This is a genomic window from Mycetocola zhujimingii, from assembly GCF_003065425.1.
GTDB lineage: Bacteria > Actinomycetota > Actinomycetes > Actinomycetales > Microbacteriaceae > Mycetocola_A > Mycetocola_A zhujimingii.
In genome coordinates this window covers 1,817,506-1,837,741 of the sequence record NZ_CP026949.1, presented here as the reverse complement: position 1 = coordinate 1,837,741, position 20,236 = coordinate 1,817,506, and the positions used below count along the sequence as shown (strand labels likewise).

Sequence of the window (20,236 nt, the reverse complement as noted above, 5' to 3'; positions counted from 1 at the left end):
ATGGGAGCGGGCGACTCGGCGCTCGCGCGAGTGAACCCCATCGCCAAGCTCGCTGTTGCTGTATTGATCAGTGTGACCCTCCTGCTGTCGATCGACGTGGTCTCGGCATCCGTTGCCCTCATCCTCGTGTGCGTTCTGCTGTTCTGGTCGGGGCTCGACGCCCGCGGCTTCTGGCTCAGGACAGCGCCACTGTGGCTCGGCGCGCCCTTTGCCGGGCTGACCACGGTGCTCTACGGCGAGGATTCCGGAACGCTTCTCGCTTCGTGGGGTTTCGTGTCCATCACCGAGGGCTCTCTCGCCCTGGGGATTGCCATCATGCTCCGGGTGCTGGCGATCGGCTTGCCGAGCATCGTGCTGTTCGCAACGACCGACCCGACAGACCTCGCCGACGGGCTCGGCCAGGTGCTACACCTGCCCGCGCGGTTCGTTCTCGGCGGGCTCGCTGGACTGCGGATGGTGGGATTGTTCGTCGACGACTGGCGTGCACTCGGGCAGGCACGTCGCGCCAGGGGAGTCGGGGACGTCAGGATGCTCGTCCGGTTCGCCAGCCAGGCCTTCGCGCTGCTGGTCCTCGCGATCCGTCGGGGCAGCAAGCTCGCGACAGCCATGGAGGCCAAAGGCTTCGGCTCGCCGATCGAACGCACGTGGGCCCGGCCGTCGACGGTCGGCAGGCCCGAACTGGTGCTGCTGCTCATCGGGGCGTCCATCGCGGCGGCGGCGATCACCGCGGCAGTGCTGGCGGGGACCTGGGAGTTCATCCTTGCCTGAGTCCGGTCTGTCCCTGGTAGTCAGTGCAATCCTCGCGCGGCTGGGGGACCCGACAACTGAGGTGGTCCTCATCGACGGCCCGAGTGGCGCGGGCAAGTCCACCCTCGCCGATGCCCTCGTGGCGACCTGGCCGGGGTCCGTGGAACCTATGCTCGTCCGGATGGACGACATCTACCCGGGCTGGGACGGGCTCAGAGCCGCGGGGGAGCACGTAGCCGTGAACCTGCTCGAACCGCGAGCGTGCGGTGAACGGGCCCGCTGGCAGCGGCATGACTGGGCGCGGGACACGAACGCGGAGTGGAATCTGGTACCGGCAAGCGGCCCCCTGGTCATCGAGGGGTGCGGCGCGCTTACAGCGGCCAACCGGCGGTTCGCGACGCTCGCTGTCTGGCTGGACGCGGACGACAGCGTGCGAAAGACACGGGCGCTGGCGAGGGATGAGGGTGCTTTCGACGCCCACTGGGACGGATGGCAGGAACAGTTCGAGCGGTTCGTCGACCGTGAGGACCCCGAGAGCCTTGCTGACCTGGTGCTCGCGCTCGACTAGTCGTTCAGCGAATCGATGAGCGCCCCGATAACCGGAATCGGGTGGGAGAGCCGCCAGAACACGCCGGGATCGGTCAGGGCGCCGTCGAGCGTGAGCGAGGTTCTGGCCGACGTCGATCCGTCGACAACGCTGATACTGCCGACCTTAGTGCCGGTCCCGGCCGACGTGACCTCGTCAGTCTTTACATCGATCTCGGGCGTAGCCGCGCGCCAGCGGAGTCGTGCGGGTGACGCTCCGGAGATTCCGTTCGCCGAATCGCCCCACGCGGTAGTGAACGAGACGACAGGGGTGGCCTCGGCGAGGACCGGTGTGGGCGTGACTCCGGCTCTTGCGCTCTCCATCACGCCGGTGACGGCCGTTTCGAGAGTATCCCAGTCCGGTTGCCTGAGGAATGCGCCGTAGAACCTGTACGACACGCCCTCGATGGTCACGTCGCCGGCGAAGAGGAGGCAGATGCCAGCGGCATCCGTGTAGCTCCGTGAAATCCCGACCACCTGCTGCTCGGGCAGGTAGGTCGTCGTGTTGGTGATGCCGCGCCGGCTCGGGAGACCGGTGACCGGTTCGGCGAGCACAGACGATATCGCCGGGTTGGTGAGCGCGAGGGCGGCCAGGCGGGAGAGATCTTTCGCTGTGCCGACGCTTGCTTCGTCAAGCCCTGTGGCGTCGACCACCGTGGTCTCGGTCATGCCGTTCTCGACCAGCCAGGCGTTCGCGGCCTCGACGTACGCCTCGGTGGATCCGAATGCCCAGCGTGCGAGCGTGTCGGCATGGTTGTTGCTCGAGCCGAGAAGCAGTGCCTGCAGCATCTCGCGCTGGGTCCACTGATCCTCGGTATAGACGGTGACGGTGCGGGTGCCGGCGTCGCGGTAATCGACGTAGTTCAGGTAGTCATCGCTCGTGATGGGAACGGTCCCGCCGGGGGCACCGTCAACGAGCGGTTTGGCATCGAGGACGACCAGGGCGGTGATCGTCTTGGTGATACCGGCCATCGGGACAGCGTCTGGAGTACCAGCGACCGCGAGGGGAGCGGTGTCTGGCGCTTCGGTGACGGCGCTGGCGCCGGTCGTCGGCAGTGCGGGGGGCACACTCGCCGCGTCGGGCGCGGATGCGGGAAGCGCGGTCACGGATGCCGTCGGCAGCGGGCCGACCAGCGTGACGGGCCCATAGATGCCCGCTCCGAGAATGACCAGTGTTCCGGCGAAGATCCCGAGACCCCGTGCTACGCCCATGGTGTACCGCCTGTTCCTGACACGGGATCAGGCTATCTGGCCGATCGTCCTTTGACCGTCAGCCCCAGCCGAGCGAGTGCAATTCGTCATCGTCGATTCCGTAGAAGTGGGCGATTTCGTGCACCAGTGTGATGCGGACCTGGTCCCTGAGCTGCTCTTCGTTGTCGACGATGGCGAGAAGAGGCTCGCGGTAGATGCTGATCATGTCGGGCAACTCGCCGAAGCCGTACTGCCCGCGATCGGTCAGTGCCACACCCGAGTACAGGCCGAGGAGGTCGAGCGAACCGTCTTCGGGAAGATCCTCGATGACGATGACCACATTGTCGAGTCCGTCGACCATGTCGTCAGGCAGCGTGTCGAATACGTCGCCGACGAGTGCTTCGAATGCATCAGCGTCGAGGGTGAACATTGACGACTGCCGATCCGACCCGGTTCGCGACCCGCGCGAGAGGATCTGTCTACTTGGGGTGAGTAACGGGGCTTGAACCCGCGACCTCCTGGACCACAACCAGGCGCTCTACCAACTGAGCTATACCCACCATGCGCATCTTCCGATCTCTCAACCGGACGAGGCAACCCTAAAAGTGTATTACATGATTGGGGCGTAATTGTTCACTACGGCCTGTGCAGCCGATTTTGCCTGGTCGGATGTCGGCCCCGGCTGGGGAACGAAGACTGCCTGCCTGTAATAGGCCAGTTCGCGGATCGATTCGAGGATGTCGGCGAGCGCGCGGTGACCGCCGTCTTTAGCAGGCGCGTTGAAATAAGCCCGCGGGTACCAGCGTCTGGCGAGCTCCTTGATCGACGACACATCGACGTTGCGGTAGTGCAACTGCGCATCGAGTCGCGGCATGAATTTGGTGAGGAAGGCGCGGTCGGTGCCGATCGAGTTTCCGGCGAGGGGAGCGCGCTGCTCGGCCGGGATGTGCTTGAGCACGTACTCGAGGACCTGGTACTCGGCTTCGGCGACACTGACACCGAGCGGGATCTCTTCGAGGAGGCCGGAGGAGGTGTGCATGTTGGTGACGAACTCACCCATGTTCGCCAGCGCCGAGTCGTCTGGCTTGATGACGATGTCGAGGCCATCGTCGACGGGCTTCAGGTCATAGTCGGTGATCACGACGGCGATCTCGACGAGTTCGTCGGCATCGATGTCGAGTCCCGTCATTTCGCAGTCGATCCAGACAAGTCGGTCGCTCACAGTGCTCATGGTGTCCATGCTATCCGTGACCTGCGACGCCGGCTGCCCGGCCGCGCGTGACCGGGGTCCAGCGTGCTGCGGTATTCTGAAAGACGCCAGCCTCCGTAGCTCAGGGGATAGAGCAGGAGCCTTCTAATCTCTTGGTCGCAGGTTCGAATCCTGCCGGGGGCACATTTCTGTCGGTGCGACATCCGTTCGTAACGGCGTGTGGGTAAATTACTACCCATGCGAGAACTCCAAAAACAGATCATTGCCGAACTGCACGTTCTTCCTGAGATCGACCCGGAGACCGAGGCGCGTCGGCGCGTCGATTTCCTCGCGGATTACCTCACGGCGACCGGTGCGAAAGGCCTCGTGCTCGGTATCAGCGGCGGGCAGGACTCGTCCCTCGCCGGGCGGCTGTGCCAGCTTGCCGTCGAGCAACTCGCTGAGGACGATGTCAAGGTGTCGTTCGTCGCTGTTCGGCTGCCGTACGGGGTGCAGCGCGACGAGGATGATGCGCAGCTGGCCCTGGAATTCATCCAGCCGCAGCGGGTCGTGACGTTCAACGTCAAGGCCGGCGTCGACGGCATTGAAGCGGAATTCGAAGCAGCGACCGGTGCGCCGATCAGCGACTTCAACAAGGGCAACGTGAAGGCACGGGCGCGGATGATCGCGCAGTACGCGCTCGCCGGTCAGGACGGGCTCCTCGTCGTCGGGACAGACCACGCGGCCGAGGCCGTCACCGGTTTTTTCACGAAGTTCGGAGACGGTGGCGCCGATATCGTCCCGCTCACCGGATTGACGAAGCGGCAGGGTCGGGCTCTGCTGACGTTCCTCGGTGCTCCCGCCCGACTGTACGAGAAGCTCCCGACGGCTGACCTGCTCGACGACCAGCCCGGGCAGACCGACGAGGCGAACCTGGGGCTGACCTACGCGCACATCGACGACTACCTCGAAGGGAAAGACGTTCCCGATGAGGTGGCGGATGCTATCGAGGCGCGGTTCCTCGCCACCAGGCACAAGCGCACGACACCGGTGGAGCCTGCGGACAACTGGTGGCGCTGACCGGCCGCACCGCCCCGGCGTACTGACGCCCTGGAGTGCTGAACGCTGGTGCACCGAACCCGGATACAACAAAGCCGGTACCGCGAGTTCGCGGTACCGGCTTTGTTGTGGAAGTGGTAGCTCTAGGCCAGCTTCTTCTCGTCAGGCTCGCGTGCTGCTGTTGCACGGGCGACATCCATGGCGGCGACATCATCGATCAGCTTCTGTGTCGTGGTGTCGGGGATGTCAGACTCCGGGCGGGCGAACGCGGCGGGTGCGACAGCAGCTGGCTGCTCTGCGGTCTCTTCCGCCGTGTGCTTTTCGTGGTGCTGGCGGGTCGCCCAGGCGTCCTGCTCCGCGAGAAGGGTCTTTTCGGTTGTCGTGGTTTCGAACCGCCAGCGCTCCAGGTCGGTCTCGAAGACGCGCTTCGAGCGGTTGGGACGGTTCTGCCAATCGACGAGACGGTCACGGAACTCCGCGACGACGGGCCCGAGCTCATAACCGAAGGTGGCAGAGTTGCGCTTCATCTCGGCGAGCTGGTGCGCTGACCAGTTTGCCGCGGTTGACGCACCCTTGATGGGCAGGAGGCGGAGCTGGATATCCGCCTGGGCGACTGCCCGGTCGGCGAGTGTCTGTTCCTGCGGAGTCAGCGAGTTCCACGCGGCGGCCTCGGTCGACGCGTCGACGAGTGCGGCGATCGCCGCTGTCTTCAGGTCGCGGTCGCGCTGGGCGACCAGCCGACGTACCGCTGCCTTGGTGATCGACGCCGCGAGCAGCGCCGACACAATAATCGCTATAAAGATCACGGCGGCGGTGAAGAGCACCGGTCGTGTGTCAGTTGCGGTGAGCCAGTCTACGAATTCATTCCACCATTCCATGTGCCGAAGGCTACCTTCGGGCCCGCCCGTAATCCGTCAACGGGGCCGCCGTGTCGCGCTTTCGGCGCTGCAGGACCCGACCGGTCATGGCCGGGAGATGGAGTAGGCGGCCAGATAGCGGCGATCACTCAGCGCAGGGAATCGACGGCATCCTGCATATTCCAGAACTGCCCGAGCGCCAGGAATGATGCCCTTACCGGCGAGAACCGCTTGGCGATGAAGACGTCTCCGGTCGCCGAGCTGAGGCGCTCGATGTGTCCGAGGATGCGACCGTCGCTGAGGCGAACGCGCCACAGGCCGTCGTGGACGCTGACGAGGTCGATCCCTGCCCTCGTGCTCGAGGAGAGTGTCACCTGGTGTGTTGCGATGTGCATGCTGCCTCTTGTCTCCGGCCGGTGGTGTCGGTGATCTCTTAACCCACACGATAAGAGACACCACCGACACCGCCCGGTCGGCCGGGAGCAGCCCTAGCTGAGTCCGGTGCCGTCGACGGCGTATGGTTCGATCGCCGCGAGTTCTTCTGCCGTGAGCGGCGGAGCGCTCAGCGCGGCGACGTTCTGTTCCAGCTGCGTCACCGAACTGGCACCGATGAGCGCTGAGGTGACCTGCGGGTGCCGGAGCACCCAGGTCAGCGCGAGCTGCGCGAGCGACTGTCCGCGGTCAGCGGCGAGCGCGTTAAGGGCTCGGGCACGGTCGAGGTAGGTGTCCGAGATCCGCTCAGCCGGCAGGAACCTGCTCGTTGCCGCACGGGAGCCGTCGGGAATCGTACCGTCGAGGTATCGGTCGGTCAGGAGTCCCTGTGCGAGGGGCGAGAACACGATGGATCCCGCGCCCACCTCGTCGAGGACGTCAAGGAGCCCGTTTTCGACGTGGCGGTTGAACATCGAGTAGCTCGGCTGGTGGATCAGGAGGGGGACGCGGTGTTCGGCGAGTGCCGCTGCTGCCTGTCTGGTCTGGTCCGGTGAATAGTTCGAGATTCCGGCGTAGAGGGCTTTCCCTGAGTGCACAGCTGTCGCGAGCGCCCCCATCGTTTCTTCGATGGGGGTGTCGGGATCCGGGCGGTGGGAGTAGAAGATGTCGACGTAATCGACGCCGAGGCGTCCGAGGCTCTGGTCGAGTGAGGCGAGGAGTGACTTGCGTGAGCCCCACTGGCCGTAGGGGCCGGCCCACATGTCATAACCGGCCTTCGTCGAAATGACGATCTCATCACGGTGAGCGAGGAGGTCGTCGTGAAGGATGCGGCCGAAGTTTCGCTCGGCGGACCCGGGAGGCGGACCGTAGTTGTTGGCAAGGTCGAAGTGGGTGATGCCGAGGTCGAACGCCCGCCGCACGATGGCCTGCTGGGTCTCGACGTCACGGCCGTCGCCGAAGTTGTGCCAGAGGCCCAGCGAGACGCGGGGGAGCAAGAGTCCGCTCCTGCCCGTCCTGGCATAGTGCATGTCGTCATATCGGTCTTCGGCAGCGGAGTACGTCATGAGGACAGGCTAGCGCTGCCGGTCCCGGGGCGTGCCGCCCGTACTCCTCCCCAGTTCCCGTAAGCGGATGCCCTGTCCACCGGAGGACAACGTGCGCCGCCCGGTGCGCTGCAGCGCCCCACACTCGAATCACGGTTCCGGAGGCGGCGGTCCGGCACGAGGTCGTCTCCGGAACCTCCACACCGGAGGTTCTGCGTGTGGAATCCAGTTGGGAGAATCCTCATGACAGACAGCATCAGCCTCACCGGCCTTGTCGCTACAGTTCCCGAGCACAAGACGATCCGCGACGGCGTCGAACTCACGAGTTTCAGGCTCGCGTCGAACCAGCGTTACTTCGACAGGACGGCTGGAGCCTGGGTCGCTGGCGAAACGAACTGGTACACGGTCTCGTCGTTCCGGCAGCTCGCCGGCAACGTCCACGAGTCGGTGCACAAGGGTGACCGTGTCCTGGTTATGGGTCGACTGCGGATTCGGCGCTGGGAGAGCGGCGATAAGAACGGCACGACCGTTGAGGTCGATGCCGACAGCGTGGGACATGACCTCACGTGGGGAACCGCCAGATACGCGAGAACCCCCGCACGCGACTCGGGCACACCCGCGGCTGACGCCGTCGGCGACGAGCAGCGGGGGTACCCGACCGCCAGGCAACCGGGCGACGACGACCCCGAACACTCCGCGTCGGCCGCCCAGGAGCCCGACTTCGCCGGCACCCGAACGGGCTCGTCGCGAGAGCAGGCGGATTGGATAACGCCAGTACTGGGCAGGACGGCTGAATCGGTCACGGAGTTCGGGAGAACCGCGGAGAGCCGGCCGCTGTCAGAATCGGATACGCCCTTCTGACGGTTCGAGCGCTCCCGTTCTAGACTCGGGTAGAAGCTGATCGCGCCGACCGGCCCGATCACATCAGGCCGTGATCACACCGGGGCCCGAGCACATCAGGCCTCGATCACAACAGGCCCCGATCACACAGGCACAAGGAGACGGCGTGGCAAAACCCGATACACGGTCGACAGGTCGGGTTGGAGTGGGTGTATTCGCTGTTCTTCTCTCGGCTGGACTGCTCGCCGGGTGCTCGACCCCAGGCGGGCAATCGACCGGGACACCGACGCCGCCGGCCGGCAGCGAGTCGCCGGCTCCGGACCAGCAGGCGCCCCAGCTCGTGCCTGGCGGCACCGCGGAGGAGAACCTCCCGTACTTCGATTCGGTCAACGCTTCTACCCTCGCCGCCAATTCGGCCGCGGACGGGCGCGCCTTCATCGACGGGCTCGTTGCCGCCGGCTTCGACAAGGCAGCCATGGAGGTGACGAGCGATACGACCACGATCGGGAACGCGGCCGACTCCATCCAGTTCTCGGTGCGGTGGGGCGAATCGTGCCTCATCGGTCAGAACGGCACCGCCGTCGGCGGCTACCACTCGACGGTGGGCCGGGTGCTCGGCACCGGGACATGTCTCATTGGGAAGACAAGAACAATAGACTGGTAGCAATATGGCCGAATATATCTATTCCATGGTCCGCGCCCGCAAGGCCGTCGGAGACAAACTGATTCTTGACGACGTCACCATGTCGTTCTTCCCTGGCGCCAAAATCGGTGTCGTCGGTCCCAACGGGGCCGGAAAGTCCACGATCCTCAAGATCATGGCTGGCCTCGATACACCGAGCAACGGTGAAGCGAAGCTCACGCCCGGCTACACCGTCGGCATCCTCATGCAGGAGCCGGAACTCGACGAGTCGAAGACCGTACTCGAGAACGTCCAGGAGGGCGTCGGCGAGATCAAAGCCAAGGTCGACCGCTTCAACGAAATCTCCCTCGCCATGGGCGAACCGGATGCCGACTTCGACGCGCTGCTCGCCGAGATGGGCACGCTCCAGGAAGAAATCGACCACGCTGACGCGTGGGACCTCGATTCCCAGCTGGAACAGGCAATGGACGCGCTGCGCACCCCGCCCGGTGACCTGCCCGTTGCCAACCTCTCCGGTGGAGAGAAGCGTCGCGTTGCGCTCTGCAAGCTTTTGCTGCAGAAGCCTGACCTCCTGCTCCTCGATGAGCCCACCAACCACCTCGACGCCGAAAGCGTTCTCTGGCTCGAGCAGCACCTCGCCAAGTACGCAGGTGCCGTGCTCGCCGTCACTCACGACCGGTACTTCCTCGACCACGTCGCCGAGTGGATCGCTGAGGTCGACCGCGGTCACCTCTACCCGTACGAGGGCAACTACTCGACCTACCTCGAGAAGAAGCAGGAACGTCTCCAGGTCCAGGGCAAGAAAGACCAGAAGCTGTCGAAGCGCCTCGCTGAGGAACTCGAGTGGGTCCGGTCGAACGCCAAGGGACGGCAGGCGAAGTCGAAGGCTCGACTCGCACGCTACGAAGAGATGGTGACCGAGGCCGAGCGCACGCGGAAGCTCGACTTCGAAGAGATCGTCATCCCCGTCGGACCGCGCCTCGGCGCGCAGGTCATCGACGCGAAGAACCTCAAGAAGGGCTTCGGGGAGCGCATCCTCATCAACGACCTCAGCTTCACCCTGCCCCGCAACGGCATCGTCGGAGTCATCGGCCCCAACGGTGTGGGTAAGACCACGCTCTTCAAGACCATCGTTGGCCTTGAGCCGCTTGACGGCGGAGAGCTCAAGATCGGTGAGACGGTCGACATCTCGTACGTCGACCAGAGCCGCGGTGGCATCGACCCGAACAAGAACCTGTGGGAGGTCGTCTCAGACGGCCAGGACTACATCCAGGTCGGAAAGACCGAGATCCCGTCCAGGGCGTACGTCTCCCAGTTCGGGTTCAAGGGCCCTGACCAGCAGAAGAAGGCCGGTGTCCTTTCCGGTGGTGAGCGCAACCGTCTCAACCTGGCACTGACCCTCAAGCAGGGCGGAAACCTCCTGCTCCTCGACGAACCGACAAACGACCTCGACGTCGAAACGCTCGGCAGCCTCGAGAACGCGCTTCTCGAGTTCCCCGGTTGTGCCGTGGTCATCACCCACGACCGGTGGTTCCTCGACCGCATTGCAACTCACATCCTCTCCTACGAGGGGACAGAGGAAGACCCGGGCAACTGGTACTGGTTCGAGGGCAACTTCGAGTCGTACGAGGAGAACAAGATTGAGCGGCTCGGACCGGATGCAGCGAAGCCGCACCGTTCCGCCTACCGCAAGCTCACTCGCGACTGACGCGGGCGCTCTGGCGAAACGATGAAGGCCATGCCGGTGACTCAGTCACCGGCATGGCCTTCATTCTTGTCGTGCCTTCACCGGGTGGGCTTAAGCGTCAGTTGCCAGTGCCGGTGGTACCCGCACCATGCCCTCCTGGGCGACACTCGCAACCAGCACGCCGTCGCGGGAGTAGAACCGGCCGAGCGCGAGTCCGCGTCCGCCGGATGCGCTCGGGGACTCCTGGACGTAGAGCAACCACTCGTCAGCGCGGGCCGGCCGGTGCCACCACATGGCGTGGTCGAGGCTCGCGACCTTGAGATTCGGGGTGACCCAGGCCAGCCCGTGCTTGCGCAGGATCGACTCGAGCAGCGGGTAGTCGCTCGCGTACGCGAGCGCAGCCCTGTGCAGGCTCGGGTCGTCGGGAAGTGTGCCGAACGCCTTGATCCAGACCGCGTTCGTCGCCGTGCGCTCGCCCTCGACCGAGAGGTAGATCGGCGACGGGACGTGGCGGATGTCGAATGGTCGATCGTTGGCCCACGCCCTGGCAGCCGGGTGATCGATGTGTCCGAGCAGCTCGGCTGCGGTCGGGAGGCTCTCGGGGTCTGGGTACCCCTCAGGCATTGTCGCCTGGTGGTCGAGGCCTTCGTCCGGGTCCTGGAACGATGCGATCATCGAGAGGATCGGAACACCGGACTGGTACGCCTGTGTGCGTCTCGTCGAGAATGAACGGCCGTCGTGAATCCGGTCGACACTGAATGTGATTTCCTGGTTCACGTCGCCGGGCCGCAGGAAGTAGCCGTGCATCGAGTGGACGATGCGGTCTTCCGCCGTCGTTCGGCTTGCCGCCATCACGGCCTGTGCGAGCACCTGCCCGCCGTAGACGCGCCCACCCGGCATCCACAGTGATGGCCCCGTGAAGATGTCCTCGCTGGTCCGAGCTCCGGTATCAGTCAGGTTAAGGGCGTTCAAGAGGGATGCGACGGGGTCTGTCATTGCTCTCCGATTGGTGGTGCGGGCGGACTGGTGGGTTTCACCAATGCTTCTTAGGTAGTTTAGACAGCAGATGAATGACGCGATCACCCTCCAGGACGCCCACGCCGCCGCCGACCTTCGGGTATATCTCGCCCGGGCGAGACTCGTGGATGACACAGCGGTTCGCCTGATTGCAGGCGGGGGAGTGCTCGCCGTGTATTCGGCTGTGCTGCACCCGCGCGGCCTGCTCGACACCAGTCCGACGATCCTCGGCCTCCGGACCTTCGCCGAGGTTTCCGGCGCCGTCTTCGACCGCGTGGTCGCTCCGGCTGCGATCGCAGACCGGCTCGCGCACACCGAAGGGGCGTCCGGCGAGATTGTGATCCCGCTTCCGCCGGCCGACGTACGAACGAGCTGGTCGGGGATCGCGCCGCCCCGTGGCGGGTGGGAGCGGATCGGAGGAATCAGCTCGGTCGCGCTCGAACTGGCAGCGAGGGACGGCGCGGGAGAAGTTGCCCGGACTGTGCCGGACAACGCGGGTGACGCCATCGTGCAGCGGGTCAGGGCCGAGGTCTGGTCGCGCCCGCTCGCCGGGCATCCGGACGTTCCGTCAGGAATCGCGTTCGCGGCGGGGAGCCTCGGGTTCCTCGTCGGCGAGGAAGAGGTCCCGCTCTACGCCTCCGGTCCCTGGATCAGGGCGAGCCCGCTGCGGGGCCACGTCCTCGTTCGCTCGTCACGGGGTCTTTGACCGCAGGAGCTGTAACCGATCGCGAGTTGCTGGGTTTGCCCGGGTCAGCGTTGCCGCCGCCGGTGCACACCCAGCAACTCGCGTGGCTCAGGACAGCTGGGCGACGATCGCGCGCCCGGCGGTCCGCCCGGTGAACAGGCATCCGCCCAGAAACGTCCCCTCGAGCGCCCGGTATCCGTGCATCCCGCCGCCGCCGAAGCCGCTGGCCTCTCCGGCCGCGTAGAGGCCCGGGACCGGTGAACCGTCGTGGCCGATCGCACGCGCGGACAGGTCGGTTTGGATGCCGCCAAGGCTTTTCCGGGTGAGGATGTGCAGTTTCACCGCGATGAGCGGCCCTGCCTTCGGATCGAGCAGTTTGTGCGGTCGTGCGACACGGATGATCCTGTCGCCCCGGTAGGAGCGGGCGCCCCTGATCGCTGTGATCTGGGCATCCTTCGAGAACTCGTTGTCCAGCTGGGCATCCCGCCACCTGATCTCGCGTTCCACCCGCACCGGGTCGAGTGGGGCGGTGCCAGAGAGCCGCTCCATGCCCGCCAACAGCTCGGGCAGGTTGTCCGCGACCACGAAGTCGTCGCCCTTCTCTTTGAACGCCTCAACCGGGCCTGGTGCGCCGGGAGCGACCCGCTTGAGCAGGAGCCGGAGGTCCCGGTCGGTGAGATCGGGGTTTTGCTCGCTGCCGGAGAGGGCGAACTCCTTCTCGATGATCTTCTGGGTGAGTACGAACCAACTGTGACCGTGTCCTGTGCCGAGGATGTGCTGCAGGGTCCCCAGCGTGTCGAAGCCGGGGAACAGTGGCGCGGGAAGGCGTGCACCCGTTGCATCGAGCCAGAGTGATGACGGCCCGGGGAGAATTCGGATGCCGTGGGCGGCCCAGACCGGATCCCAGTTGGCAATGCCCTCCGTGTAGTGCCACATCCGGTCACCGTTGACCAGTCGGGCGCCGGCGCGCTCGGCGATACCGAGCCCGCGGCCGTCGACGTGGGCCGGTACTCCGGAGAGCATCGACTCGGGCGGGGCACCGAGCCTCGCCGGCCAGTTCGCCCTGACCAGATCGAGGTTGCCGCCGATGCCGCCCGTCGTCAGGACGACGGCCTGCGCCGACAGCTCGAAGTCGGCGACGACGTCGTGCGGGCTCGCTTCGCCACGACTGGCGGTCGATGGCGAGAGAACGCTTCCGGTCACGCCGGTCACAGCACCGTCGTGAACCACGAGGTCGTCGACGCGGTGGCGATGCCTGAGCTCTACACGCCCTGCCTCGACCCCCGCCCGGACGCGTTTCAGGAACGGTTCGACGATCGCGGGACCGGTGCCCCAGACGATGTGGAACCGCGGGACCGAGTTGCCGTGCCCGTTCGCCGTGTACCCGCCGCGCTCAGCCCAGCCGACGACGGGGAAGAAGCCGACGCCACGTTCGCGCAACCACGATCGCTTGTCCCCAGCGGCGAAGTCGACATACGCTTCTGCCCATCGCCTGGCCCAGTCGTCGTCCTGCCGGTCAAAGGCAGCGGACCCCTGCCAGTCCTGCCAGGCGAGGGAGTGCGAGTCGCGAATGCCCATACGGCGCTGCTCGGGTGTGTCGACGAGGAACAGCCCACCGAACGACCAGTGGGCCTGTCCGCCGAGTGACGCTTCCGGTTCCTGCTCAACGATGATCACCCGCCTGCCGGCGTCCGACAGCTCAGCGGCAGCCACGAGCCCGGCGAGCCCAGCGCCCACAATGATCACGTCGGCCGAGGTCGATGGTACTGCTGGCATCCGGGATCTCCTTCGATCCGCGGGCTACGCCGCCCGCAATGCTCCCAGCGTAGGAGATGGGTGCCGCATCGGACGAGAGGGGCGTCGTCGGCGCGTTACTCGTCGAAGGTATTGACCATCGCCTGCGCTGCGCGCTCGAGGTAGTCCCAGAGGGTCGCTTCGTGCAGGGGCGACAGGCCGAGGGTATCGACCGCGGCGCGCATGTGCAGCAGCCAGCGGTCGCGCGCATCCGGATTGACCTTGAACGGCATGTGCCGCATGCGGAGCCGCGGGTGCCCGCGCTGCTCGCTGTACGTCGACGGCCCGCCCCAGTACTGCTCGAAGAACATCGTCAGGCGTTCGGTCGCCGCTGCGAGGTCTTCCTCGGGGTACATCGGCTTGAGCACGGGATCGGCGGCGACACCCTTGTAAAACTCGAGTGACAGCTTTTCGAAGGTGGCCCGGCCGCCGACCTCCTCGTAGAAACTGGGGGAGTTGAGGTTGGTCATGGCTGTGCTGGCCCCTTCTTCGCCGGCTTCCTCACAGCGTGGGGAGCTTCGTTGACCGTCTTGAGCGGCTTCGTACGCGGGGGGCGCGCTCCGGTCACGGATGCCGCGCCGTCGAAGCCCTCGAGGACCACGCTATTGAGCGACGGCAGGAGGATGCCCATCTCGTCGGTTGCCGCCTTGAGCCGCGCACGGAGCTCGCGGGCGACGTCGTCCTTGGCGGGCGGACGGGTCTTCACGACGAGGCGAATGACGAGTGCCTCCTCGGAGATAGACTCGATGCCCCAGAGCTCGGGACGCTCGAGGATGCGGCTGCGCCACTTCGGGTCCTGGGCGAGGCCTGTCGACGTGGCGAGCATGGTGTCCTGGACGGCTTCGACATCAGGGGCGTCATACGGAATCGCGAGGTCGATGATCACGCGCGCCCAGCCCTGAGACATGTTGCCGACGCGGAGGATCTCGCCGTTGCGAACGAACCACAGGGTTCCGTTGACGTCGCGTACCTGCGTGATGCGGATGCCGACGCGCTCGACCACTCCGGTGGCAGGACCCAGATCGACGACGTCGCCGACGCCGAGCTGGTCTTCCATCACCATGAACAGGCCGTTGAGCACGTCCTTGACGATGTTCTGGGCACCGAAACCAAGACCGGCACCGAGCGCGGCGGTGAGCAGTGCGAGCGAGCCGATGATCTTGTCGTCGATCAGGTTCACGATGAGAACGACGGTGATGATGACGACAGTGACGTTGACGATGTTGCCGAGCACGGTGCCGAGGGTGCGGGTCCGCTGCACAAGTCTCACCGCAGCGAGCGGGGAGACGTTGAGCGCCTGGGTATCTTCAGCACCCTGGGTCTTCTTCACCCCAGAGACTATTTGGTTCACGACCCGTCGAATGACGAAGTGCAGAAGCCACGACGCGATGAACGCGCCGACAATAATGATCGCTATCGCGACGAGTTTGCCGATGGGGGTCGCGAAAAACGCCTCAACGCCTGTCCAGAATTCAGTCATCGCTCCAAGTCTACGTGCGGCGCACTGGGCGGATGCTGGAGGCGGCGTGGGTGTCGGATCCGAGGTGGTTAACGACAAAGGCGCCACACGCACGGGCCGGTGACGGCATCCGTGCGCATGGCGCCCCTGAAGGTCGGGCTACGCCTGAGCGTCGCGCTCCTGTGCGCTGAGCGCACGCTCAACGCCCGCGAGGTTCTCGACGACGATGCGCCGAAGGGCGGGCGGCTCGGCGTTCTGGTCGAGCCAGGCCACCGTTGCGTCCCGCAGTTCTGCACTGGCGAGCGGTGCAGGGTAGAGCCCCACCGCGAGGTACTCGGCGATCTTGTAGCTGCGCGATGCCCAGATGCGCTGGAGCATCTCGAAGTAGTCGGGAACGAACGACGCGAGAACATCACGGTCGCGAGCGCGCTGGAAGCCGATGCCGGTCCACTGCACGATGGCGTTCGGGGCGGTGTCGATGTCGACGACGGATGCCCAGGCGGCACGCTTCGCTTCGAGCGTCGGGATCGCGGCGCGGGCGAGCGCAGCAGCCTTCGCGCCATTGGCCGTGTTGTCGGCGGCCAGGGCCGCATCGACCTCGTCGTTTCCGGCGACTCCACCCGCCGTGAGTGCGGCGAGGAGTTCCCAGTCGAGGTCGGTGTCGATCTCGAGTCCGTCGAGCGCGGTCTCGCCCGAACGGAGGGCGCGAATGGCGTCGAAGTGCTCCCCGGTCGACGCGACAGCCGCGAAGAACTTCACGAACTGGAACTGGGCGTCGCTGCCGGCTTCGGCACCCTGGGCGAGGGCCCACAGTGCGTCGCCGACCTCGCGAACCGTGCTCTCCCTGTGCTCGGGTGCGACGTACTGGGTGGCCGCGAGTACGAGCTGGTTGAGTGTCGTGCGGATGGTCGTCGACTCGGTCTCTGTCGCGATGTTTCCGAGCACGAGGCGCACGTAGTCGCGAGCGGGAGTTTCGGCGTCGCGGGTCGCGTCCCAGGCGGCGGCCCACACGAGGGACCGTGCGAGCGGGTCCTCGATCGCGGAGAGCGACTCGGTCGCGACGGCGAGTGATGCGTCATCGAGGCGGATCTTCGCGTAGGCGAGGTCGTCGTCGTTGAGCAGCACGAGGTCCGGGCGCTTCAGGCCGACGAGTTCGGCGACCTCGGTGCGCTCACCGTCGACGTCGAGCTCGATCCTGTGCTCGCGGAGGAGCTTGCCGTCGACCAGGTTGTAGAAACCGATGGCGAGGCGGTGGGGGCGGATCGTCGGGTACTCAGGTACCGCCGACTGCAGCACGGCGAACGAGGTGATGGCTCCCGATTCGTCGACGGCGATCTCCGGACGGAGCGTGTTGACGCCGGCCGTCTCGAGCCAGAGCTTGCCCCAGTCGCTGAGGTCGCGGCCGGACGCCGTCTCGAGCTCGCTGAGCAGGTCGACGAGTTCGGTGTTGCCGTACTCGTGCTTCTTGAAGTACGCGGCGACGCCGGCGTAGAACGCCTCGATTCCGACCCAGGCCACGAGCTGCTTGAGAACCGAGCCACCCTTGGCGTACGTGATGCCGTCGAAGTTGACCTGAACGTCCTCGAGGTCGTTGATCGTCGCAACGATGGGGTGGGTCGATGGCAGCTGGTCCTGCTTGTATGCCCAGCTCTTCTCCATGGCGTTGAACGTTGTCCATGCGCCGGTCCACTCGGTGGCCTCTGCGACCGCGATGGTCGACGCCCACTCGGCGAACGACTCGTTGAGCCACAGGTCGTTCCACCACTTCATCGTGACGAGGTCGCCGAACCACATGTGCGCGAGCTCGTGCAGGATCGTGACGACGCGGCGTTCCTTGATGGCATCCGTCACCTTGGAGCGGAAGACGTACGCCTCGGTGAACGTGACAGCCCCCGCGTGCTCCATGGCCCCGGCGTTGTACTCGGGTACGAACAGCTGGTCGTACTTGGGGAAGGGGTACGGGTAGTCGAAGTTCTTCTCGAAGTATTCGAAGCCCTGGCGGGTCTTCTCGAAGATGTAGTCAGCGTCAAGATATTCGGACAGGCTCTGACGGCAGAAGACTCCGAGCGGAATCGTGCGTCCGTCACTCGACGTCAGCTCACTGCGCACGGCGACATACGGACCTGCGATGATCGCGGTGATGTAGCTCGACATCCGCTGTGTCGGCTCGAACGCCCAGGTCTTGCTGTTCTCGCCTGCATCGACGGGCTCTGGAGTGGGGGAGTTGGAGATGACGTCCCAGTGGGCGGGCGCGGTCACGGTGAACCGGAAGGTCGCCTTGAGGTCCGGCTGCTCGAAGACGGCATACATGCGGCGCGAGTCCGGCACCTCGAACTGGCTGTAGAGGTAGACCTCGTCGTCGACGGGGTCGACGAATCGGTGCAGGCCCTCACCGGTGTTCATGTAGATCATGTCGGCGTCGACGATGAGCTCGTTGTCGGCCTGCAGGTTGTCGAGGGCGATACGGATGCCGTCGCTGATGGCCGCGGGGTCGAGGGCAACACCGTTGAGGGTCACCGAGTGCACGGTGCGGGTGATGGCGTCGATGAAGGTCGAAGCGCCCGGTGTCGCGCTGAACCGGACCGTCGTCGTCGACCGGAAGGTCTCGGGGCCGGTGGTGAGGTCAAGGGCGATCTGGTAGCTCGAGGGAGAGACGAGCGAGGCTCGTTCCTGTGCTTCGGCGCGGGTGAGGTTTTCTCCGGGCAACGGGGACTCCTTAGGTGTGGCTGTGGATCGATGCGGATCGTGTCCGAGATTCCAGCGTAGTGCTCCGCCTTCCGCTGCCAATGGGCTGAGGTGGCCTCTCGTGAGTGAATTCCGTGGTTGGCTGTGGGAATGAGCACCGATACCCCGACCGCTGTTGATTTCTGGTTCGACCCGTCCTGCCCCTGGGCGTGGATGACATCGAGGTGGGTGGACGAGGTCGCGAAATACCGCAACCTCGAGGTGACGTGGCACGTGATGAGCCTCGCCGTGCTCAATGAGAACCAGGACGTGTCGGACGAATACCGCGCCTTTTTCCCGCGAGCGCTCCGGTACACCCGCCTCGTCACCGCCGCGAAGGAAGAATTCGGTCAGGCCATCGTTAAGCCCCTCTACGACGCCCTCGGCACCCAGATTCACCCCGGCGGGTCAACCGACCCGGACACGGTGATCTCGCAGGCGCTCGCCGAGGTCGGCCTTCCCCCGGAATTCGCGGAGCACTCCGAGAGCGACAGCTACGACGCCCAGATGCGTGCCAGCCACTTCGACGGCATCGAGCGGGTCGGCCAGGATGTCGGAACGCCGGTCATTGCCGTGAACGGCACAGCGTTCTTCGGACCGGTCATTTCCCCGGCGCCGCTGGGCGAGGAGGCCGTCCGCCTGTGGGACGGAGTCGTCGCTGTGGCGTCATACCCCGGCTTCTTCGAACTCAAGCGCAGCCGGACCGTCGAGCCCATCTTCAACTGATCGCGCCGCGCGAGTCGCACGGACTCTCGTCGGGGACGGCAGAATGGAAGCATGCGCATCCATATCGCCACCGATCATGCCGGCCTCGACTTCAGCACAGACCTGCAGGAGTACCTCGCCGGTAGCGGGCACGAGGTCATCGACCACGGGCCGACCGAGTATGACGCACTCGACGACTACCCGGCGTTCTGCATCAACGCGGCGCTCGGAGTGCTGCACGACCGTGCGGCCGGTGTCGAGGCTCTCGGTGTGGTGTTCGGTGGCTCTGGCAACGGCGAGCAGATCGCCGCGAACAAGGTGAACGGCATCCGTGCTGCCCTCGTCTGGAACGTGAGCACCGCGAAGCTCGCACGCGAGCACAATGACGCCAACGTGATCTCGATCGGTGCGCGGCAGCACTCGTTCGACGAGGTGAAGACGTTTATCGACGCGTTCATCGCTGAACCATTCTCGGGCGATGAGCGCCACGTCCGGCGCATTGCGCAGATCGCCGAGTACGAGACCACGGGGACGATCGCCGGCAAGGGCGTCGACGCCGGATTGTCCGAGCGGGGTTAGCGTGCCAGAGGGTCACTCAGTTCATCGCATCGCCCGGCAGTTCCGCACGAATTTCCAGGGACACCGGGTCGCCGCGTCGAGCCCGCAGGGGAGGTTCGCGGAGGGGGCGTCGATCCTCGACGGTCGTACGCTCACCGACGTGAAGGCCGTCGGCAAGCAGATGTTCCTCGACTTCGATGACGACCTCTGGCTGCGGGTCCACCTCGGCATGTACGGGGCATGGGACTTTGCCGGTGAGATCACCTCTGACGCCACTATCGCGAGTGCCAACGGCAGGATGGGCCAGACCAACCAGCACGGTACCGACCTCGCCGCGGTGATCCTCGACGAGGCCGGCGAGAATTCGCTGCACTCGATCGGTGCGCCGCGAAAGACCCGCGTGCGAATGTCTGAGCAGACCAAGGGCCTCTCGGGTGAGGACTGGGACACGTTCCCGCCTCCGCCCGTCGGCGCCGTCCGGCTCCGCCTGCTGACCGAGCATGCCGTCGCCGACCTGCGGGGTCCGACCGCCTGCGAGATTCTCGATGGCGAACGGGTGAACGCGGTGATCGCGAAACTCGGCCCTGACCCGCTCCTCGACCCGAGTCAGGCCGCCGAGGACAGGTTCACCGCTGTTGTGCGCAAGAAGCCCACACCGATCGGCCTGCTGCTGATGGACCAGTCCGTCGTCTCCGGGATCGGAAACGTCTACCGCGCTGAGCTGCTCTTCCGTTCGCGGATCAACCCGCACACTCCGGGCAAGCAGATCCCCGAGGAACTCGTGCGCGGGCTCTGGCAGGACTGGGCGAGGCTCCTGCCCATTGGGGTGGAGACCGGCCAGATGATGACGATGGACGATCTCCGGGGCGAGGACTATCGCAAGGCGATGGCGAGTCGAGATGATCGCCACTGGGTTTACAAGCGCGAGGGTCTGCCCTGCCGGGTCTGCGGGACGAACATCGTTCTCGAAGAGATGGGTGCCCGAAAGCTGTACTGGTGCCCCAACTGCCAGCGGTGACCG

At 65.6% G+C, this 20,236-nt stretch carries 21 protein-coding genes and 2 tRNA genes; 11 read left to right on the top strand and 12 right to left on the bottom strand.

Going from position 1 to position 20,236, the window contains the following annotated elements:
- The gene (locus C3E77_RS08755; protein ID WP_108393200.1) at positions 1-768 is read left to right on the top strand and encodes an energy-coupling factor transporter transmembrane component T family protein; all 768 of its coding nucleotides are present in this window, start codon (positions 1-3) and stop codon (positions 766-768) included.
- On the top strand, positions 761-1,315 hold the full coding sequence (locus tag C3E77_RS08750) for an AAA family ATPase (RefSeq protein ID WP_234031168.1): 555 nt from the start codon (positions 761-763) through the stop codon (positions 1,313-1,315). The genes C3E77_RS08755 and C3E77_RS08750 overlap by 8 nt, the downstream gene beginning before the upstream one ends.
- On the opposite strand, the gene C3E77_RS08745 is transcribed toward C3E77_RS08750, so the two are convergent.
- From C3E77_RS08745 to orn, 4 genes are all read right to left on the bottom strand, one after another.
- Entirely contained in the window at positions 1,312-2,544 is a 1,233-nt protein-coding gene (locus C3E77_RS08745; protein WP_108391286.1) for a D-alanyl-D-alanine carboxypeptidase family protein, read from the bottom strand. The two genes, C3E77_RS08750 and C3E77_RS08745, sit on opposite strands and share 4 nt — an antisense overlap.
- 58 nt (positions 2,545-2,602) lie before the next feature.
- Positions 2,603-2,953, bottom strand: a complete 351-nt coding sequence (locus C3E77_RS08740) for a metallopeptidase family protein (RefSeq protein WP_108391285.1) — start codon at positions 2,951-2,953, stop codon at positions 2,603-2,605.
- Between the two features lie 54 nt (positions 2,954-3,007).
- A tRNA-His gene (locus C3E77_RS08735) sits at positions 3,008-3,083 on the bottom strand.
- A gap of 50 nt (positions 3,084-3,133) precedes the next feature.
- Positions 3,134-3,754: an oligoribonuclease gene (gene orn, locus C3E77_RS08730; protein WP_108393196.1), complete on the bottom strand. Its 621-nt coding sequence runs from the start codon at positions 3,752-3,754 to the stop codon at positions 3,134-3,136.
- An 89-nt stretch (positions 3,755-3,843) separates the two neighbouring features.
- Here orn and C3E77_RS08725 point away from each other — a divergent pair.
- Positions 3,844-3,916 (top strand) — tRNA-Arg (locus C3E77_RS08725).
- Between the two features lie 54 nt (positions 3,917-3,970).
- Positions 3,971-4,792, top strand: coding sequence for an NAD(+) synthase (nadE, locus tag C3E77_RS08720; protein ID WP_108391284.1), 822 nt, complete (start codon positions 3,971-3,973; stop codon positions 4,790-4,792).
- A gap of 122 nt (positions 4,793-4,914) precedes the next feature.
- On the opposite strand, the gene C3E77_RS08715 is transcribed toward nadE, so the two are convergent.
- From C3E77_RS08715 to C3E77_RS08705, 3 genes are all read right to left on the bottom strand, one after another.
- Positions 4,915-5,649 carry a hypothetical protein gene (locus C3E77_RS08715; RefSeq protein ID WP_108391283.1) on the bottom strand — a complete coding sequence of 245 codons (735 nt, stop codon included), beginning with the start codon at positions 5,647-5,649 and terminating at the stop codon, positions 4,915-4,917.
- 128 nt (positions 5,650-5,777) lie between these two features.
- Complete coding sequence (locus C3E77_RS08710; protein WP_108391282.1) at positions 5,778-6,023, bottom strand: hypothetical protein; 246 nt, start codon at positions 6,021-6,023, stop codon at positions 5,778-5,780.
- Between the two features lie 93 nt (positions 6,024-6,116).
- Positions 6,117-7,124: an aldo/keto reductase gene (locus C3E77_RS08705; RefSeq protein ID WP_108391281.1), complete on the bottom strand. Its 1,008-nt coding sequence runs from the start codon at positions 7,122-7,124 to the stop codon at positions 6,117-6,119.
- 222 nt (positions 7,125-7,346) lie between these two features.
- On the opposite strand from C3E77_RS08705, the gene C3E77_RS08700 reads away from it, so the two are divergent.
- The 3 genes from C3E77_RS08700 to ettA all read left to right on the top strand — a co-directional run bounded on the left by C3E77_RS08700 (position 7,347) and on the right by ettA (position 10,294).
- A complete protein-coding gene (locus tag C3E77_RS08700; protein ID WP_108391280.1) occupies positions 7,347-7,964 on the top strand; it encodes a single-stranded DNA-binding protein in 618 nt (205 codons plus the stop codon).
- Between the two features lie 145 nt (positions 7,965-8,109).
- On the top strand, positions 8,110-8,607 hold the full coding sequence (locus tag C3E77_RS08695) for a DUF6993 domain-containing protein (protein WP_162924959.1): 498 nt from the start codon (positions 8,110-8,112) through the stop codon (positions 8,605-8,607).
- Positions 8,608-8,611: 4 nt separating this feature from the next.
- Positions 8,612-10,294 (top strand): energy-dependent translational throttle protein EttA, encoded by a 1,683-nt coding sequence (ettA, locus tag C3E77_RS08690; protein ID WP_108391278.1) that lies wholly within the window; start codon positions 8,612-8,614, stop codon positions 10,292-10,294.
- A 90-nt stretch (positions 10,295-10,384) separates the two neighbouring features.
- Here the strand turns inward: ettA and C3E77_RS08685 are convergent, their stop codons facing one another.
- Positions 10,385-11,269: an acyl-CoA thioesterase gene (locus C3E77_RS08685; RefSeq protein WP_108391277.1), complete on the bottom strand. Its 885-nt coding sequence runs from the start codon at positions 11,267-11,269 to the stop codon at positions 10,385-10,387.
- A 70-nt stretch (positions 11,270-11,339) separates the two neighbouring features.
- Here C3E77_RS08685 and C3E77_RS08680 point away from each other — a divergent pair, with 70 nt between their 5' ends.
- Positions 11,340-11,996, top strand: a complete 657-nt coding sequence (locus C3E77_RS08680; RefSeq protein WP_108391276.1) for a DUF8185 domain-containing protein — start codon at positions 11,340-11,342, stop codon at positions 11,994-11,996.
- An 87-nt stretch (positions 11,997-12,083) separates the two neighbouring features.
- On the opposite strand, the gene C3E77_RS08675 is transcribed toward C3E77_RS08680, so the two are convergent.
- The 4 genes from C3E77_RS08675 to pepN all read right to left on the bottom strand — a co-directional run bounded on the left by C3E77_RS08675 (position 12,084) and on the right by pepN (position 17,934).
- Positions 12,084-13,751 carry an FAD-binding dehydrogenase gene (locus tag C3E77_RS08675; RefSeq protein WP_108391275.1) on the bottom strand — a complete coding sequence of 556 codons (1,668 nt, stop codon included), beginning with the start codon at positions 13,749-13,751 and terminating at the stop codon, positions 12,084-12,086.
- Positions 13,752-13,846: 95 nt separating this feature from the next.
- Positions 13,847-14,239, bottom strand: a complete 393-nt coding sequence (locus C3E77_RS08670) for a globin (RefSeq protein WP_108391274.1) — start codon at positions 14,237-14,239, stop codon at positions 13,847-13,849.
- A complete protein-coding gene (locus C3E77_RS08665; protein WP_108391273.1) occupies positions 14,236-15,249 on the bottom strand; it encodes a mechanosensitive ion channel family protein in 1,014 nt (337 codons plus the stop codon). Before C3E77_RS08665 ends, C3E77_RS08670 begins: the two co-directional genes overlap by 4 nt.
- 138 nt (positions 15,250-15,387) lie before the next feature.
- Entirely contained in the window at positions 15,388-17,934 is a 2,547-nt protein-coding gene (pepN, locus tag C3E77_RS08660; protein ID WP_108391272.1) for an aminopeptidase N, read from the bottom strand.
- Positions 17,935-18,063: 129 nt separating this feature from the next.
- Between pepN and C3E77_RS08655 the strand changes: the two genes are divergently transcribed.
- Genes C3E77_RS08655 through C3E77_RS08645 form a run of 3 tightly spaced genes read left to right on the top strand, consistent with a single transcriptional unit; the run spans position 18,064 to position 20,233 of the window.
- The gene (locus tag C3E77_RS08655; RefSeq protein WP_108391271.1) at positions 18,064-18,678 is read left to right on the top strand and encodes a mycothiol-dependent nitroreductase Rv2466c family protein; all 615 of its coding nucleotides are present in this window, start codon (positions 18,064-18,066) and stop codon (positions 18,676-18,678) included.
- Between the two features lie 51 nt (positions 18,679-18,729).
- Complete coding sequence (locus tag C3E77_RS08650) at positions 18,730-19,236, top strand: ribose-5-phosphate isomerase (RefSeq protein WP_108391270.1); 507 nt, start codon at positions 18,730-18,732, stop codon at positions 19,234-19,236.
- A 1-nt stretch (position 19,237) separates the two neighbouring features.
- Positions 19,238-20,233 carry an Fpg/Nei family DNA glycosylase gene (locus C3E77_RS08645; RefSeq protein WP_108391269.1) on the top strand — a complete coding sequence of 332 codons (996 nt, stop codon included), beginning with the start codon at positions 19,238-19,240 and terminating at the stop codon, positions 20,231-20,233.
- The last annotated feature ends 3 nt before the right edge of the window (positions 20,234-20,236 follow it).